The organism is Candidatus Caldatribacterium sp. SIUC1 (assembly GCF_051549785.1).
Classification (GTDB): Bacteria; Atribacterota; Atribacteria; order Atribacterales; family Caldatribacteriaceae; genus Caldatribacterium.
Window position 1 is genome coordinate 189,038 of record NZ_CP189974.1, and the last position, 15,820, is coordinate 204,857.

The 15,820-nt window shown below is 57.8% G+C and carries 18 protein-coding genes; 4 read left to right on the top strand and 14 right to left on the bottom strand.

What is annotated here, in order from left to right; translation table 11 throughout:
- Nucleotides 1–3: 3 nt before the first annotated feature.
- From ACP6EK_RS00960 to ACP6EK_RS01000, 9 genes are read right to left on the bottom strand one after another with little or no spacing between them, the layout of a single operon-like run.
- Nucleotides 4–1,404, bottom strand: a complete 1,401-nt coding sequence (locus ACP6EK_RS00960; RefSeq protein WP_438316615.1) for a DegQ family serine endoprotease — start codon at nt 1,402–1,404, stop codon at nt 4–6.
- Nucleotides 1,404–2,360, bottom strand: a complete 957-nt coding sequence (locus ACP6EK_RS00965; RefSeq protein WP_438316618.1) for a hypothetical protein — start codon at nt 2,358–2,360, stop codon at nt 1,404–1,406. The genes ACP6EK_RS00960 and ACP6EK_RS00965 overlap by 1 nt, the downstream gene beginning before the upstream one ends.
- The gene (locus ACP6EK_RS00970) at nt 2,357–2,812 is read right to left on the bottom strand and encodes an anti-sigma factor family protein (RefSeq protein ID WP_438318791.1); all 456 of its coding nucleotides are present in this window, start codon (nt 2,810–2,812) and stop codon (nt 2,357–2,359) included. Before ACP6EK_RS00970 ends, ACP6EK_RS00965 begins: the two co-directional genes overlap by 4 nt.
- Complete coding sequence (locus ACP6EK_RS00975; protein WP_438316620.1) at nt 2,787–3,389, bottom strand: RNA polymerase sigma factor; 603 nt, start codon at nt 3,387–3,389, stop codon at nt 2,787–2,789. The genes ACP6EK_RS00970 and ACP6EK_RS00975 overlap by 26 nt, the downstream gene beginning before the upstream one ends.
- Nucleotides 3,390–3,441: 52 nt before the next feature.
- Entirely contained in the window at nt 3,442–4,236 is a 795-nt protein-coding gene (locus ACP6EK_RS00980; protein ID WP_438316622.1) for a PSP1 domain-containing protein, read from the bottom strand.
- Nucleotides 4,233–5,210 (bottom strand): DNA polymerase III subunit delta', encoded by a 978-nt coding sequence (gene holB / locus ACP6EK_RS00985; RefSeq protein ID WP_438316625.1) that lies wholly within the window; start codon nt 5,208–5,210, stop codon nt 4,233–4,235. The genes ACP6EK_RS00980 and holB overlap by 4 nt, the downstream gene beginning before the upstream one ends.
- Before the next feature lie 4 nt (nt 5,211–5,214).
- On the bottom strand, nt 5,215–5,553 hold the full coding sequence (locus tag ACP6EK_RS00990) for a cyclic-di-AMP receptor (RefSeq protein ID WP_438316628.1): 339 nt from the start codon (nt 5,551–5,553) through the stop codon (nt 5,215–5,217).
- On the bottom strand, nt 5,550–6,203 hold the full coding sequence (tmk, locus tag ACP6EK_RS00995; protein ID WP_438316630.1) for a dTMP kinase: 654 nt from the start codon (nt 6,201–6,203) through the stop codon (nt 5,550–5,552). The genes ACP6EK_RS00990 and tmk overlap by 4 nt, the downstream gene beginning before the upstream one ends.
- Nucleotide 6,204: 1 nt before the next feature.
- Nucleotides 6,205–7,767: a R3H domain-containing nucleic acid-binding protein gene (locus tag ACP6EK_RS01000; protein WP_438316633.1), complete on the bottom strand. Its 1,563-nt coding sequence runs from the start codon at nt 7,765–7,767 to the stop codon at nt 6,205–6,207.
- 142 nt (nt 7,768–7,909) lie between these two features.
- Here ACP6EK_RS01000 and ACP6EK_RS01005 point away from each other — a divergent pair, with 142 nt between their 5' ends.
- Genes ACP6EK_RS01005 through ACP6EK_RS01015 form a run of 3 tightly spaced genes read left to right on the top strand, consistent with a single transcriptional unit; the run spans nt 7,910 to nt 10,674 of the window.
- Nucleotides 7,910–8,563, top strand: a complete 654-nt coding sequence (locus ACP6EK_RS01005) for a metallophosphoesterase family protein (protein ID WP_438316636.1) — start codon at nt 7,910–7,912, stop codon at nt 8,561–8,563.
- A gap of 6 nt (nt 8,564–8,569) precedes the next feature.
- A complete protein-coding gene (locus ACP6EK_RS01010) occupies nt 8,570–9,187 on the top strand; it encodes a uracil-DNA glycosylase (protein ID WP_438316639.1) in 618 nt (205 codons plus the stop codon).
- A gap of 38 nt (nt 9,188–9,225) precedes the next feature.
- A complete protein-coding gene (locus ACP6EK_RS01015) occupies nt 9,226–10,674 on the top strand; it encodes a radical SAM protein (protein WP_017890621.1) in 1,449 nt (482 codons plus the stop codon).
- A gap of 12 nt (nt 10,675–10,686) precedes the next feature.
- Here the strand turns inward: ACP6EK_RS01015 and purD are convergent, their stop codons facing one another.
- Genes purD through purB form a run of 4 tightly spaced genes read right to left on the bottom strand, consistent with a single transcriptional unit; the run spans nt 10,687 to nt 14,916 of the window.
- On the bottom strand, nt 10,687–11,976 hold the full coding sequence (purD, locus tag ACP6EK_RS01020) for a phosphoribosylamine--glycine ligase (protein ID WP_438316642.1): 1,290 nt from the start codon (nt 11,974–11,976) through the stop codon (nt 10,687–10,689).
- A 3-nt stretch (nt 11,977–11,979) separates the two neighbouring features.
- On the bottom strand, nt 11,980–12,588 hold the full coding sequence (gene purN / locus ACP6EK_RS01025; protein ID WP_438316645.1) for a phosphoribosylglycinamide formyltransferase: 609 nt from the start codon (nt 12,586–12,588) through the stop codon (nt 11,980–11,982).
- A complete protein-coding gene (gene purM / locus ACP6EK_RS01030) occupies nt 12,585–13,607 on the bottom strand; it encodes a phosphoribosylformylglycinamidine cyclo-ligase (RefSeq protein WP_438316648.1) in 1,023 nt (340 codons plus the stop codon). Before purM ends, purN begins: the two co-directional genes overlap by 4 nt.
- Nucleotides 13,600–14,916 (bottom strand): adenylosuccinate lyase, encoded by a 1,317-nt coding sequence (gene purB, locus ACP6EK_RS01035; RefSeq protein WP_438316651.1) that lies wholly within the window; start codon nt 14,914–14,916, stop codon nt 13,600–13,602. Before purB ends, purM begins: the two co-directional genes overlap by 8 nt.
- Before the next feature lie 111 nt (nt 14,917–15,027).
- Between purB and ACP6EK_RS01040 the strand changes: the two genes are divergently transcribed.
- On the top strand, nt 15,028–15,534 hold the full coding sequence (locus ACP6EK_RS01040) for a hypothetical protein (RefSeq protein WP_438316654.1): 507 nt from the start codon (nt 15,028–15,030) through the stop codon (nt 15,532–15,534).
- On the opposite strand, the gene ACP6EK_RS01045 is transcribed toward ACP6EK_RS01040, so the two are convergent.
- Nucleotides 15,531–15,809, bottom strand: coding sequence for a late competence development ComFB family protein (locus ACP6EK_RS01045; protein WP_438316656.1), 279 nt, complete (start codon nt 15,807–15,809; stop codon nt 15,531–15,533). The two genes, ACP6EK_RS01040 and ACP6EK_RS01045, sit on opposite strands and share 4 nt — an antisense overlap.
- Nucleotides 15,810–15,820: the final 11 nt, after the last annotated feature.

Below are 15,820 nucleotides of genomic sequence, written 5' to 3' on the forward strand. Positions count from 1 at the left end.
GACTCAGCGCTTCTCTGCCTTCAGAGGCACAAAATACGTCCGTCCACCGCGGTCAATGAGGAGAAGCACCGTGTCCCCGGGGGTAATCCGGGCCAGAGCCTCCTCCCAGTCGGCAAGGGAAGTAATTTCGGTCCTGTTCACCTCAAGGATGACGTCTCCAGGTCGGAGACCGGCTTCATCGGCAGGTCCTCCTGCCCGGACACTGACGATCACCACTCCGCGGGTGGTCCGGAGACTGTACCGCTCCACCAGGTCATCGGTGATTTCGGCCACCTCAAAGCCCAGGTCCACTTGCTGGATTTCAGGTATCCCGGCACTCGATTCCTTCAGCTCCCCAAGGGTGGCCTCAAGGACCATGCTCTTCCCATCCCGCCACACCTCAAGGCGTACACGTTCCCCAGGACGGCGAGAACGAATCTCCTGCTGGAGACTGCTTACCGTCGGGACTTCCTTTCCGTCCACCTTGAGGATGACGTCCCCCCGCTTCAGCCCCGCTTGCTCTGCTGGACTTCCCTTGGAGATGTCCGCAACCAGAGCGCCTTTGGCCTCCGAAAGCCCGAATTTCTGGGCAAGCTCAGGTGTGAGATCCTGGATGTACACCCCAAGCCAGGCCCGAACAACCTTCCCCTTCTCGATGAGCTGTTCGAGGATGGACTTGGCCATGTTGATGGGGATGGCGAACCCAATGCCCTGGGCATAGGGGAGGATGGCAGTATTGATCCCGATGACCTCTCCCCGGAGGTTCAGCAGCGGACCACCGCTGTTGCCGGGATTGATGGCAGCATCGGTCTGCAGGAAGTTCTCGTATTCTCTCCCTGAATCTCCCGCCGAAATCGGTCGACCTTTGGCGCTCAGGACCCCAACCGTGACGGTGTGGGAGAGACCGTAAGGGTTCCCGATGGCGATGACGAACTCACCCACCCGCGCTTTGTCCGAATCTCCCAGGGGAATAGTGGGGAGGTTATCGGCGTCGATCTTCACCACCGCAATGTCGGTGAGAGGGTCGGCACCAATGACCTTTCCTTCGTACTCCTTCCCGTCGATGAACGTGACCTTGATTTCGTTGGCCCCGCGGATCACGTGCTCGTTGGTGAGGATGTACCCATCAGAACGGAACACAAATCCCGTACCGATACCCCTCTGGGGGATTTGCCGCTCAAGCTCTGGAATGTCCCCAAAGAAGCGACGGAAAAAGGGGTCACTGAAAAAGGGAGCCAGGGGAGAACGGTACACGGCAATACGCAGGGTGTCGATGTTTACCACCGCAGGACTCACCCGCTCCACGATATCCGCAACAATATCCGGGTTTTCGGGTATTGCCGAAGCTGCCCACCCGGTGCTTACTGCGGCAAAAAGCACAAGAACCAGCACTCCGAAAATGCCCTTAGAGAAGACCCTTCGCATCACTCTCGACCTCCTTCTTGGAGAAACGATTCCATGATTTCCTGCCCCACGCGGGGATCAAGCCCCCCAATGAGGAGGAAGTAGAACCCTTGCTTTTCTGCCGCTACCCGGACCATCCCCCCTTCCTGGACGAGTTGCAGGTACCGGGGGGTGCTGGACTCAGAAACCTTGAAAGGGTGCGCACTCTGGAAGAGGATGAAAGAGCGAAGACCATCGCTGTACACGAAGCCGTAGAATTTCTTCCCGCCATCCTGAAGGAGATAGGCTCGCCGTAACCGGAACCCAGGGGGAACAAAACCAGGAAGGACAAAGGGAGAAGTTCCCGGGAACTTCTCCCTGGGGGATCCAGCACCCAGTATCCTGGCGCTCCAGAGTTCCAGAAGGCGGGTCACCTGTGCCACCCAGGGGAAATCAGGGGAAGCGTCGCGGTAGAGCATCCGCCACTCTGTAAGGGGTTCTCCCCAGGGGGTGTACGTCCTTTGGCCAATCATTTCCCCTCCATCCCCAAAGATGATAGACCGAGCAACCTTTCCCGTCCATCGGGAGATCAGGGCGAGTTCATCCTCCCGCAGGTCAAAGAAGTAGTTCTCAAAAAGCAACGGCAGGTCCTCCCGCTCAAAAGGAACAAAGGGAAAATCAAGAAGAGGATAAACGCTCTCCACCTCTCCGCTTCTGAGGTTCACTACGTATCGGGAATGGCCAAAGCGCATGTTCACAACCTCTTCTTCCCCCAGCGTTTTCCAGGCAAACCCCATACCTTTCAGGAAGAGGACCTCCACAAAGCGTTCCTCGCCTTTCGCAAAGTCCTGCAGTCGCCACACTCCCCAGTAATCCCGAGCTAAAGACGCCTCAAGGACCCTGTCCACCACAGAACGCGCCTCTTCGGGACTGAGCACCTGCGCAAACCCCGGGAAGACGAAAACCAGGAAAAACGCAAGAGGGAAAAGTAACCTCATCGGTACTCACCGGCGAGAAACTCCAGCGTCTCAACCCTGACTTTGCCCCGCGTGAGGACATCCTCACTGAAAGCGGCAAAATGCTCCACGTCGAGGATTTGCTCCTCAAGAGAAGCCCTCTGCCATCCCCAAAAAACAAGAAGCGCCACAAAAAGGCCGAGGACAGCCACAAGGGCCCAGAGCACCCGGCTTCTCCACACCGAGCGAAAGGCCCGCTCCAGAGAAAAACTCTCTCCCGGGACAACCCGGGGGGTGATATCCCCCAGTTTCCTGGCTACCGCCCGTACCAGAGCGAATTTCTCGTACTCTTTTCGGCACAGAGCGCACATCTCAAGGTGCCTCTGCACCTTGAGGTATTCTTCCCGAGAAAGCTCCTCGTCAAGGAAAGCGGAAAGCTTCCTTGCAACCTCCCGACATCGCATGTTCTCATCCCCAAAGCCCCAGAAGCTCATCACCGTACGCCGCCTCAAGGGCTTTCTTGACATACCGGCGCGCCCGGTGGAGACGGGACCGGACCGTCCCAATAGGGCAACCGATGACCTCACTGGCCTCCTCATAGGAATACCCCATGATGTCGCAGAGGACCATGACCTCCTTCATCTTGGCCGGAAGTCTCTCGATGCATCTGTAGACGTCCCGGATGACCTGCCGTTTCAAGGCGATGGTTTCAGGACCTTCTCCCTCATCCTCCAGCTGTTCGGCGAAATCCTCCTCCTCGTCCTCCCGCTCAGCCTGCCAGAAAGCGGAGAAGAACTTCAGGAAACGGTCCTTCTTCTCCCGCTGGCGGTGGATGTTGAGGAGAATCGCAGACACCCAGTTCTCAAAGGGGTACCGGCGGTCGAAGCTGTGGCGGTACTGGAAAGCCCGGAGAAAGGCTTCCTGAACGAGGTCTTTTGCCCGTTCGGTGTTCCCCGTGAGGTAGTAGGCAAACCGGAGGAGATGGGCCTCACACTCTTTCACCTGTGCCTCAAACCAGGCCCGTTCCTCCTCAAGGGTTTTCCCAAGAGGGAGCGCGTGCTCTTCGGCCATGTGCATCACCCCATTAGGGGATACCGATGTTCCTCCCCCAGAGTTCCTTCCTCTACAGGAAGTACCTGTTGTACTCCTCTTCGGTAATCTCCACTTCCCTGCCGTCCTCAAGCTCAAGGCGGATGCTATCCCTGAAGACGTTCACCTCAAGAATTTTCGCCAGGCCCATGGGGGTAATCACCTTGCTTCCTTTTTTGGGGAAGCGCAGAAGCAACCTCCGGTAGAGGGGGTACTCAAAGGCCAGGCAGCACATGAGGCGCCCGCACACTCCTGAGATCTTCGCCGAGTTGAGCACGAGGTTCTGTTCTTTGGCCATGCGGATGGAGATGGGGTCAAAATTCGAGAGGAAAGAGCTACAGCAAAACTCCCGACCGCACATTCCGTACCCGCCAAGGAGCCTGGCCTCATCCCGCACCCCAAGCTGGCGCATCTCGATACGGGTGCGGAAAATCGCTGCCAGGTCCTTCACGAGCTGGCGAAAGTCGACCCGATCCTCAGCCCCAAAATAGAACACCAGCCTCCCCCGATCGAGCGTATAGTGGACCTGGAGGAGCTTCATGGGGAGAGCGTACTGGGCGATGAGTCTCCGGGCGATTTCAAAGGCGTCCCGTTCCTTCTCCCGGTTGATTTCCCACTGGAGCAGGTCCGTCTCTGTGGCCCGCCGAAGAACAGGCTTAGGAGGCTCGGTCACTTCCGGGACGGTGATGTTCCTCACCACCTCCCCAAGCTCAAGCCCCAGGATGGTCTCCACCACGCACCGTTCGCCCACCTCAAGGGAAAGCGACCGGGGGTCGAAGTAGTAAACTTTAGGGTTTCCTTCAAAGCGCACACCCACAAGCGGTATCACGAGAGTTCACCTCGCAGCGTAAGCAGAAAGTGAAAACAGGCAACGTCCCACTGAGCATTGGAAAGCATGTCCTCAGAAAACGTTCCCAGAGCTGCCAGAGCCCGCCGGAGTGCTCCAGAATCCAGGTGGGCAAGCCGTTCCACAAGGCATCGGTCCTCTTGAGAGAGCACCGTCACCCTGTGGTAGCGGTCTCCCAGAAGACGGACAAAAAGGGCATCCCGGAGATACCCCGCAAGGAGAGGGAGAATCCGGTGGAGTTCCTCCCGGTGCTGGGAGAGCCAGAAACCAGCCCGGAAAATATCCCCCTCCTGCACCGTCTCGAAGAACGACCGTACGGCAAAGAGAGCGTCCTCCATCCCCCGGGCAAGGCGCAGTGCTTCACCAATGCTTCCAGAAGAAACACAAGCGAGAACACGGGCAAGATCCGGGCTGAGGCCCTCGTGCTCCTCGAGGTACCTTGCCACAAGCTCTTCAGGAAGTGCGGAGAATGCGAGCTTCTGGCAGCGGGACACCAGGGTCCCGGGCAAAGCCAGAACCTGGGAGGTCACAAGGAAAAGCACCACACCCTCAGGGGGTTCCTCAACCGTTTTTAGGAGACAGTTCGCCGCCTCTTCAGTGAGCTTCTCCGCCTCATCAATGAGACCGACCCGAAAGGGGGAGAGCACACGCTTGAGGGCAAGGCGCTCGATGAGATCTCGCACCTCGTCAATGCCAATGGTGCCCGTTTTCGGCGAAATCAGGAAAAAGTCTGGATGGAGGGAGGCGTCAAAGAGCAGGCAACTCCTGCACCGATTGCACCCTGCATCACAGGATTCAGGACAGAGCAAGGCCTTCGCTACCTCAAGGGCCAGGGTTTTCTTACCTACCCCTGAGGGGCCGAAAAAGAGATAGGCATGATGGACCCTCCGGGACATCAAAGCATGGCTCAGGAGCTCCTTCTGCATCGCGTGACCGAGAACCCGGGGCCAGAACATCGCTTTAGAACCGCTCGTAGTACTCGATGGGAATTTCGAAGAGGACGCCCCCACCCTTGAGGACTTTGATTTTCTGGGGGACGAAGGGACCGATGGGTTCGTTCACCGGGACGGTAGACTCCACAATCTCCTCACGACGGGCACAGCATTCCCGGATAATGGCAAGAACGGTCTCTCTGCGGTCTTTATCGACACCGATGAGGAAGGTGGTGTTCCCTTCCCGGAGAAACCCTCCTGTAGAAGCGAGTTTCGTGAAGGCAATGCCGCGTTCTTTCAGGACATCAGCAAGGCGCAGGGCATCCTGGTCACGCACAACGCAGACGAGAAGCGACGTGGGGGTCACACCTTTCCCTCCTTCCACTGTCTGATCCTCGGGAGTACCCTCTCCACAATCTCCTGAAAGACCTCTTCCTCGGAGCGTTTGACGGGAATCACGAGGAATCGCTCCGGCTCCTGGCGGGCAAGCTCAAGGTATCCCTCCCGTATCCGCTCAAGAAGGCGGATCTCCTGCGCAAACTCGAGCTCAAAACGGACCTCCCGGGGATCGTGGCTTGCCAGAGACCGGGAAAGGCCGGTCTCCGGTTCCACGTCAAGGAGCACCGTGCAGTGAGGCGTCAGCCCCCCGGAGGCCCGCTCATTCAGAAGACGAAGGAACGCGAAATCCACCCCACGGCCCCACCCCTGATAAGCTAACGTGGAGTCGGTGAAACGGACACAGAGGACAACCTTCCCCGCATCGAGCGCCGGAACAAGGACTCGCAGCACATGCTCTCGCCGGGCGGCCGCAAAAAGCAGAGCTTCCGTAAGGGGGTCAAGAGAACCCGTTTCAGGACGAAGGAGGAGCACCCGCAGTGCTTCACCAAAAGGCGTTCCTCCCGGCTCCCTCGTCAGCACACAGGGGAAACCTTCGCCTTGCAAGAATTCGAAAAGCCGCTGTGCCTGGGTGGTTTTGCCGCTGCCCTCGATACCCTCAAAGGTCAAAAGAAATCCCATTTCATTCGTCCTTGCTGAGAGACCTCGGGTAAATCACCACTCTCCGGAAAGGCTCTTCTCCGATGCTCTGGGAAAAGAGATTGTACCGCTCGGCGATTTTGTGCTGGAGACGGCGCACGAAGGCATTCCGTGGGGAGAGCTCAATCGGTTCCCCGAGTTTCAGAACCTGACGCGCCGCCCGCTCGGCCTCAAGAAGCCCCGACTCCTCAGACTCCGGAGACGTCTCCGAGTATCCGAAGAGGTCGTGGACGAACTTCTGAATCTGGTTGTAGGTGTTGCTCCGCACAACGTGCACCGGAATCCCCCGGTTCTCCGCCTCGCGGATTTTGCTCCCCCGCTTGCGGTAACGGCTCTTCAGGGTGAGAACAAGGTCGGCTCTGTTGAGGTCGTCCACAATCTCAAGAGGGACCTTCGCCTGGGCTATGGCCCGCTGCATGTAATTCTTACTGATGGCGAAAAGGTACACCCGGAGCATCCGGCCCTCGGGCATTCCCAGAACCTTCCGGGACGGTTCCTCTTCCCGGGGAACCACCACGAGCTCTTCTCTTCGGGGGCGGTGTTCCGCAATCTGCACCGTTCCCTCTTTAGTCCTCCGGCGGATTTCCGGTTCCGGGTCGTATCCCCGAAGGAGCAGATCCACCGCCTGAGCCGTATCGTGGTAGATGGCCACGGTATCCCGGTCCCGGAGTTCCACAACGATGTCAAAGGTGGGAACCGCTTTGCGCTCCAGAATCGCCTTCTGGGTCCCCCGTCGCCGGGCCTCCTCGTCACTCAGAATGACCGACTGGATTCCCCCCACAAGGTCGCTCAGCGTGGGGTTGAAAAGGAGGTTCTCGAGCGTCGTTCCGTGGGCAGTGGCGATGAGCTGCACACCGCGCTCTGCAATCGTTCGGGCAGCCCGCGCCTCCTCTTCCCTGCCGATTTCATCGACGATGATCACCTCGGGCATGTGGTTCTCCACGGCTTCAATCATGACGTCGTGCTGCCGCTCTGGAGACGAAACCTGCATGCGCCGCGCCCTGCCAATAGCAGGATGGGGAATGTCCCCGTCCCCCGCGATTTCATTCGAGGTATCGACGACGATGACCCTTTTCTGGAACTCATCGCTCAGGACCCTCGCCACTTCCCGGAGTTTGGTGGTCTTGCCGACTCCCGGAGGGCCAAGGAGCAGGATGTTCTTCCCCGAGATGATGACGTCCCGAATGATATCGATCGTCCCGTACACTGCCCGACCCACCCGCAGGGTCAGGCCCACGATGTCACCCAGACGGTTCCGGATACAGGAAATGCGGTGGAGCGTCCGCTCAATGCCTGCCCGATTATCCCGGGTGAACATCCCCACCCGCTGGACCACGTACTCGATATCCTCCCGCTCCACCACCCGCTCAGAGAGCACAGCAAACCCCTTACTGAAACGAATCTCGGGCGCTCTCCCGAGATCCATGACGATTTCGATGAGGTCATCGATGTTCTCTTGCTCTTCCAAGGCCTTGCGAATATGGGGAGGCAGAACCTCGAAGAGCTTGTCCAGATTGTCCACAACACCCTGAAACTGCTCACCCATGCTCTGTCTTTTCCTCCTGTCAGAACGTTTCCTTTCGCTTCCGAATAACCAGAAACCCGGTGTTTTATTTCTTGGAAGTACCTCCTATTATAGCAGAAAGCCTCTTCCGCTGTTTTTTGGAAATGGGTATAATGAGGGGAGGATGAAAATTCTGGCACTCAGCGACCGGGTTGACCCTCGAATTTACAGTTCCTTCTGCAAAGAACGGTTCGGGGATGTGGACTGCATCATCTCCTGTGGGGACCTTCCCGAATACTACCTGGACTTTGTGGTTTCCACCCTCAACGTTCCGCTCTTTTTCGTCCATGGCAACCACGATGCCCCAAGGGAACAGGAATCCCTCGCCGGGGGGACCAATCTCGACGAGCGGGTCATCTGCTACCGGAACGTCCTCATCGCCGGGCTTGAAGGATGTTACTGGTACAACGGGAACCCCCACCAGTACACCGAGCGCGAGATGTACTGGAAGTACCTCCGGCTCCTTCCTCGTCTCCTCTTCGCCCGCCTCAAACACGGGAGGTACCTCGATATCCTCGTCACCCATGCTCCCCCAAAGGGCGTCCACGAGGGGCAGGACCCTCCCCACCGGGGATTTGCCACCTTTACCCACATCCTGAAAAAGTACCGTCCCCGGTACCACCTCCATGGGCATGTGCACCTTTACGGCTCAGCCCAGGATGTCACCACACGGTTCCTCGACACTCTCGTGGTCAACTGCTACGGGTACCAGGTCATCGAGATTGTACCGGAGAAGGGCTCATCGGGGTGTGGTACAATGGAGGAGAATTCCTGGTGATGCCGGGTGTCCCGTTCGCTTTGGCGAAAGAAGGAAGAGCTCCTCGAGGAGATCAGACAGGAGGTTGAGCGGTGTACCCTCTGTCCCCTGGCCAAAAGCCGGACTCAGACGGTTTTCGGCGAGGGGAACCCTGATGCCCTCATCATGTTCATCGGCGAGGCTCCGGGAGAGGATGAAGACCGTTCCGGACGCCCCTTCGTCGGCAAGGCAGGGCAGCTTCTCACGAAAATCCTCCTTTCCGTGGGCATCCAGCGAGAAGAGGTGTACATTGCCAATATGGTGAAGTGCCGGCCCCCGGGGAACCGGACCCCCACCCTTGAAGAGGTTGAAGCGTGTTTCCCATACCTTGAGGCACAGATTGCCATCGTCAACCCCTCGGTCATCGTGACCCTGGGGAGCGTCTCCACGGGGTACCTTCTGGGAACTAAGGAGCCCATGAGCAAGCTCCGGGGACAGTGGTTTGACTGGCGCGGGGGGAAGCGAATCTTCCCCATGTTCCACCCGAGTTTTCTCCTCCGGCACGAATCCCGTGCTCCTGGTTCCCCAAAGTACCTCACCTGGCAGGATATTCAGGAAGTGAAGCGGGTGTACGACCTTTTGCGGGAAAGCACCCGCAGGGTATGATATAATAGCAAGGAAATACCGAAAAGGGAGGGAGGTATATGAGCTACCTCGAATCCATCAAAGCATTCACGACCGAACAGGTGGTCAAACTCATCGTGAACTCGCTGCGGAACGTCTCAGACGAAACCATCATCAAACTCACGTACCTTGCCGAGAAACTCACTCCTATTGAGTACTACCGGGACCAGATCCGGGGACTCCGCCAGATGTTCGAGGAGAAGCGCCCGCAGATTGTCCTCGCCCGGCGAGTGCTCCAGGAAACCCACCCCAACGTTCGGGAAAAGCTCATGGTGAACCTCATCGTGAAAAGCATCCTCCTTGGGGTTCCAAAGCGGCAGAAACTCGAGAAGGAACTCGGCTGCCAGGTACCGTTTTTCTTCGTCGTGAGCCCCACCATGCGGTGCAACCTCAACTGTTACGGGTGCTATGCTGGCCAGTACCGGAAAGAGAGCGACATGCCGATTGAGCTCATGGATCGGATTTTCACCGAGGCGAAAGAGATGGGCATGCACTTTTTGACGATTTCCGGTGGCGAGCCGTTCATTCGCGAGGAACATCTGGACTTATTTGAGAAACATAGTGATATTTGTTTCCAGGTCTACACGAATGGAACGCTCATCGACCGGGAAATGGCCAAGCGCCTGGCCCGCATGGGGAACGTGTACCCTGCCATCAGCGTTGAGGGCTACGAGGAGGAAACGGATGCCCGGCGAGGCAAGGGAACCTTCAAGAAAATCATGCAGGCCATGGAGGCCCTTCGGGACGAGGGGGTACTCTTCGGCTTCTCCATTACGGCAACCCGCTACAACACCGAACTCGTCTCAAGCGACGAATTCATGGACTTCCTCATCAGTAAGGGCTGCAGCTTCGGGTGGTACTTCACCTACGTTCCCGTAGGGAAAAAGCCTGACACCAGCCTCATGCCCACACCAGAACAGCGAATCCACCTGCGCAACCAGGTCCACCGGCTCCGCTACGAAAAGCCCATTTTCATTGGAGACTTCTGGAACGATGGTCCTTACGTGGGTGGGTGCATCGCCGGAGGACGGAGGTACTTCCACATCAACAACATGGGGGATGTGGAACCCTGCGTCTTCTGCCACTTCACCGTTGACAACATCAAGAACAAATCCCTGAAGGAAGTCATCTCCTCTCCCTTCTTCCGGGCCATTCAGGAACGGCAACCGTACGACAACAACCTCATGCGGCCCTGTATGCTCATCGATGTCCCGGAAGTCCTCCGGGAAGTGGTGGAGAAGTACGGAGCTCGCCCGAGTCATGAGGGTGCAGAAAGCCTCATCACCACGCTCAAAGACGAAGTCGATGCCTACGCCCAGGCTTTCAAGAAGCTTGCTGATGAGATCTGGGAACGGGACTACAAGGGGACCATCTACTACAAGGACTACAAGAGCGAGCGGCAGGAGTACCTCAGGAAGCTCCAGGAAGAGGCAGAGAAGAACCGCAAAAAGGAAGAGGTCAGAGTCTGAAAAACAGGGGGCCTACCGGGCCCCCCTGTTTTTCAGAACTCGAAAGCCGATATCCCGGCGATAGTACATTCCCTCAAAGTGGATGCGTGACACTGCCTCGTACGCCCGGCCGTAGGCCTCCTCAAGGTCCTTCCCGAAAGCGCACACGTTGAGGACCCGACCGCCATCGGTGTAGAAACTCCCATTTTGCCACACCGTTCCGGCATGAAAGAGGAGCACCGTATCTCCAGGGCGATTCGGGAATGCCTCGAGTCCCTCGATTTTCTTCCCCCGTTCGAAGTGGCCAGGGTACCCGCGGCTTGCAAGCACCACCCCAAGCATTGCCTCAGGGGTTACTTCAAGGCGCAGGGTATGGAGTTTCCCTTCCCACAGGGCAAGGCTCACCTCAAACCAGTCGTTCCGGATCCGGGGGAGCACCACCTGGGTTTCCGGATCTCCCAGACGGACGTTGAACTCCAGAACCCAGGGCGTTCTGTCCTTCGAAATCATGAGCCCCAGGTAGAGCACTCCCCGGTAGTAGAGGTTTTCCCGCTCCATGCCTTCAAGGAGCGGGACAACGATGTCCTTCTCAATCCTCCGGAGCACGTCCTCATCCACCACAGGTGCCGGAGAGTATGCCCCCATGCCCCCTGTATTCGGGCCAATATCCCCCTCACCAACCTTCTTATGGTCCTGAGAAGAGGGGAGGAAAAGGTACGATGCACCGTCAAAGAGCACCATGACTGTGGCTTCTTCACCTTCGAGGAAGTCCTCCACCACAATCCGCTCCCCTGATGCGCCAAACTTCTTCTCCACCATGAGTTCCCGGACGGCAAAGGCGGCCTCTTCAAAGTCCTGGACGACATAGACGCCCTTCCCTGAAGCCAAACCATCGGCCTTTACCACCGCAGGATAGTTCTGCCGCCTCTTCAGCGCCTCCAGGGCCTCCCCGGGGTCGTCGAAGATCGAAAAGGGAGCCGTAGGGATCCCGTACCGTTTCATGAACTCCTTGGCGAAAACCTTGCTCGCCTCAAGGAGGGCCCCGCGCCGGTCAGGACCGATGATGGCCCGCCGCTCGGCGAGGAATTCGTCGACAATCCCCAAAGCCAGAGGCGCTTCAGGACCAACAAGAACAAGCCCAATGTCCTTCTCCCGCACGAAATCGAGCATCTCCCGAAAGGAGGAAAGGGAGATGCAGGTGCCCACGCTCCTCATACCTCCGTTCCCGGGGACACAGAAAACCTCTTCAACCTCAGGGCTCTGGGCGATTTTCCAGGCAAGGCAGTGTTCTCTCCCGCCACTCCCCACAACCATGACGCGCATCCCTTACTCCCCCCTGATGAAGACTTTCCTCCCCCGAACCTCAAGTTTCCCCTCAAGGAAGAGCTTCACCGCCTGCGGGTAAATCTGGTGCTCGTATTTGAGGATTCGCTCAGCCAGGGTTTCTGGAGTATCGTCTTCAAAAACCGGGCAGGTCGCCTGGAGAATGATCGGACCCGTATCCATGCCCTCATCCACAAAGTGGACAGTGCAGCCGCTCACCTTCACCCCATACTCCACAGCCTGTCGCTGGGCCTCAAGGCCCGGAAAGGCGGGAAGGAGCGAGGGGTGGATGTTCATGATGCGGTTCCGGAAACGCTGGACGATCTCCTTCCCCACAATGCGCATGTACCCTGCAAGGCAGATGAGGTCCGGGTTCTCCTGCTCAAGGACTTCAAGGAGCTTTGCCTCATAGGCCTTTTTGCTGGGGAACGACTGGTAATCCAGAACCAGCGTGGGGATTCCCGCCTCCTGAGCCCGGCGCAGGGCGTAGGCCACAGGATTATCGCTGATAACCAGGCGAATTTCCCCCGGGATGAAGCCACTCCGGGAGGCATCGATAAGGGCCTGGAGATTGGTTCCCCTTCCCGACACCAGGACGACAATCTTCTTCACTCCAGGGTCACCCCTCTCTCACCGCGGACGATTTCCCCAAGAATCCAGGCGCGCTCTCCAGCACTCTGAAGGAGATGCAGGGTGCGTTCCGCTTCATCCTGAGCCACCACGAGGACAAAGCCCACCCCCATGTTGAACACCCGCCACATCTCCTCCTCGGGAACGTCACCTGTCTTTTGGATGAAACGGAAAATCCAGGGTACGGGAATGGTGTCTTTCCGTACACGAGCCCTCAAAGACTCCGGGAGAATCCTCGGGAGATTCTCCGCAATCCCACCGCCGGTGATGTGCGCCATTCCCTTCACCCGGACCTCGCGAAGGAGTGGCAGAACGCTCCGGACGTAAATCCGGGTGGGACGGAGGAGTTCTTCGGCAAGACTTTGCCCTTCCACTTCAGCATCAAAGGGGATTCCGGCGTGCTGCAGGACCCTGCGCACGAGAGAGAAACCGTTGCTGTGAAGACCAGAAGAGGCCAGGCCTATGAGCACATCCCCTTCGGTGATGTTCCTCCCGCTAACGATGGCCTCCTCTTCCACAATACCCACCGCAAACCCCGCAAGGTCGTACTCATCCTCAGGGTACATATCGGGCATTTCGGCCGTCTCCCCCCCAAGGAGCGCACATCCCGCCTCTCTGCACCCCTCAATGATTCCCGAAAGCACCGCTTCAAAGACCTCAGGGTTTAAACGTCCACAGGCAAAGTAATCGAGGAAAAAGACCGGTTCTGCTCCCACACAGAGGACATCGTTCACGCACATGGCCACGAGGTCCTTCCCCACGGTGTCGTGGCGATTGAGTGCCAGGGCGATCTTGAGTTTCGTCCCCACGCCATCGCTCCCGGCCACAAGACAGGGCCTTGTGTAGCGGTCGCTGATGCGGAAAATCCCAGCAAACCCTCCAATGCCCTCCACCACCTCAGGGCGAAGCGTGCTCAGGGCTTTACCTTTGAGCCGACTGATAACCGCAAAAGCCCGGTCCATGTCCACTCCCGCTTTTTTGTAATCCCACCGCTCAGGCATGCCTTTCCTCCTCCCAGATGCCAACCCGCTTGAAGATGGTATCGACGTGCCGCAGGTAATGGTGGTAGTCGAAGAGGCGGGCGAGTTCCTCTCCGGAGAGGTAAGCCCGGATTTCAGGGTCTTCTTCGAGCACCTCCCGGAAGGTCACTCCTTCGTCGTCCCAGGCCTTCAGGGCACAGCGCTGAACCAGGGTGTAGGCTTCTTCGCGGGTGAGACCCTTCTCAACAAGGGCGAGGAGTACCCGCTCGGAGAAGACAAGACCCCGACTCCTTTCGAGGTTCTTCCTCATCGCTTCAGGATAGACCACAAGGTTTTCTAAAAGACGGGCAAAGGTATTCAGGAGGTAGTCGGCGAGAATACAGGAATCCGGAAGGATGATGCGTTCTGCCGAGGAGTGGGAGATATCACGCTCGTGCCAGAGGGGGATGTTCTCCAACGCCACAAGGAGATTCCCTCGCAAAACCCGGCTCAGGCCGCAAATTTGCTCGGCTGTAATGGGGTTCTTCTTGTGCGGCATGGCCGAGGAACCTTTCTGTCCCGGGGAAAATCCCTCCTCAACCTCCCGGACCTCGGTTCGCTGCAGGTGGCGAATCTCAAGGGCGAATTTCTCAAGACTTGTTCCAATCATCGCCAAAGCCCACAGGAACTCCGCATAGCGGTCCCGCTGGATAATCTGAGTGGACACGGGAGCAGGCCGAAGGCCGAGTTTCTCACAGACGTATGCCTCAACCCGCGGGTCCACGTTGGCAAAATTCCCCACCGCTCCAGAAATCTTCCCCACGCTGACGGTGTCTTTTGCCTGCTCCAGGCGCCTTCGGTTCCTCTGCATCTCCGTGTACCAGGTGGCAAGCTTCAGGCCAAAGGTTGTTGGTTCTGCATGGACCCCGTGGGTCCGCCCCACCATGAGGGTATACCGGTGCTCCCAGGCCCTTTTCCGAATCACCTCAAGGACCCGGTCGATGTCTTCAAAAAGCAGGTCCGCAGATTCCCGGAGGAGCACGGCGTTTGCCGTATCGAGGACATCAGAAGAGGTCAACCCAAAATGGAGGAAACGGGATTCCCGGCCAAGGTTCTCAGTAATACTGGTAAGAAAGGCGATGACGTCGTGCTTTGTGGTTTTCTCGATTTCCTTCATGCGCTCGGGAGAAAAGCGGAGATTTGCTCGAATCCGCTCGATGTCCTCTTTCGGGACAAGCCCAAGTTCCCCCCAGGCTTCGAGCACAAGCATCTCAATCCGTACCCAGATCTCAAAGCGGTGGGCATCGCTCCAGATAGCCTGCATTCTCGGTAGCGTATAGCGTTCAATCATCCCTATCCTCCTTTCCAGGGTTCCCTAAAATTCTACCACGACTCCTGAGAACGATTGGTCTTCCCGGAGAGGCCACATCGCCGTATAATGAAGGCAAAAAGGAGAACGACCATGGGGATTCTTGCCAAAACGCTTCTGTACCTTGGGCTTTTTGCGCTCCTCCACTTCGGGTATGAGGCCACAGGGTGGGAGGTGCTGCGTCCGGTCTTTGGTGGCAGCGAATCGGTCTTTGAGCACCTCAAGATGGGCTTTTTCGCCTACCTCTTCGCTTCACTTTTAGAATTTGGTTCCCTGCGGAGACGTCCCGTCTTCCCCCGGGGATTTTGGTTCTCGCGTCTTCTGGCAACCTGGGCCATTCCCTGGATGATCGTCACCACGTGGTACCTTGTCCCTGGGCTTTTCGGGCGACCTCTACCCCTTGCCCTGGAACTCGCCTGGGCACTTGGGGTGACGTTCCTCTCGGGAATCTTCGGTGGAGTGCTCGAACGAGGGGTCGAAGACGAACGGTCCTCTCCTTTTGCCCTGAGGGTGGTCCTCGTGCTCTTCAGTGTTGCAGCGTTCTTCTTTGTGTGGTTCACCTATCGCACGCCCTGGGTTGACCTCTTCGAGATTCCTTAGGCATTCTGTGAGCCCCTGCAGCGGGGTCGGGCGATGACGATGTCTGCTGCCTGGAGCAGTGCCTCAAGCATGTCGACCTGTGTCTGGGGATGCTCAAGCTCAAGACGAGCAAAGACCTCGCCCCGTTCTCGAGAGACGTACTTTGGAGGAAGGACACGGAGCGCCAGGGCCAGAACGTCTTCCTGGCACTGAGGACACCGGCAGAGCTCTGGTTTCACCGCATAGACTTCGGGAAGGAGTCTCCGCAGGGCGTCTTCAAGGACGTTCTTGAGCATGGGGGCTCACT

Bases quoted from the DNA above. Each gene is read 5' to 3' on its own strand.
- ACP6EK_RS00960 (WP_438316615.1), bottom strand. From the start codon at position 1,404: ATGCGAAGGGTCTTCTCTAAGGGCATTTTCGGAGTGCTGGTTCTTGTG.
- ACP6EK_RS01000 (WP_438316633.1), bottom strand. From the start codon at position 7,767: ATGGGTGAGCAGTTTCAGGGTGTTGTGGACAATCTGGACAAGCTCTTC.
- purB (WP_438316651.1), bottom strand. From the start codon at position 14,916: ATGATTGAACGCTATACGCTACCGAGAATGCAGGCTATCTGGAGCGAT.
- ACP6EK_RS00975 (WP_438316620.1), bottom strand. From the start codon at position 3,389: ATGGCCGAAGAGCACGCGCTCCCTCTTGGGAAAACCCTTGAGGAGGAA.
- ACP6EK_RS01040 (WP_438316654.1), top strand. From the start codon at position 15,028: ATGGGGATTCTTGCCAAAACGCTTCTGTACCTTGGGCTTTTTGCGCTC.
- purM (WP_438316648.1), bottom strand. From the start codon at position 13,607: ATGCCTGAGCGGTGGGATTACAAAAAAGCGGGAGTGGACATGGACCGG.
- ACP6EK_RS00965 (WP_438316618.1), bottom strand. From the start codon at position 2,360: ATGAGGTTACTTTTCCCTCTTGCGTTTTTCCTGGTTTTCGTCTTCCCG.
- tmk (WP_438316630.1), bottom strand. From the start codon at position 6,203: ATGGGATTTCTTTTGACCTTTGAGGGTATCGAGGGCAGCGGCAAAACC.
- holB (WP_438316625.1), bottom strand. From the start codon at position 5,210: ATGTTCTGGCCCCGGGTTCTCGGTCACGCGATGCAGAAGGAGCTCCTG.
- ACP6EK_RS01015 (WP_017890621.1), top strand. From the start codon at position 9,226: ATGAGCTACCTCGAATCCATCAAAGCATTCACGACCGAACAGGTGGTC.
- ACP6EK_RS00970 (WP_438318791.1), bottom strand. From the start codon at position 2,812: ATGAGCTTCTGGGGCTTTGGGGATGAGAACATGCGATGTCGGGAGGTT.
- ACP6EK_RS01045 (WP_438316656.1), bottom strand. From the start codon at position 15,809: ATGCTCAAGAACGTCCTTGAAGACGCCCTGCGGAGACTCCTTCCCGAA.
- purD (WP_438316642.1), bottom strand. From the start codon at position 11,976: ATGCGCGTCATGGTTGTGGGGAGTGGCGGGAGAGAACACTGCCTTGCC.
- ACP6EK_RS01005 (WP_438316636.1), top strand. From the start codon at position 7,910: ATGAAAATTCTGGCACTCAGCGACCGGGTTGACCCTCGAATTTACAGT.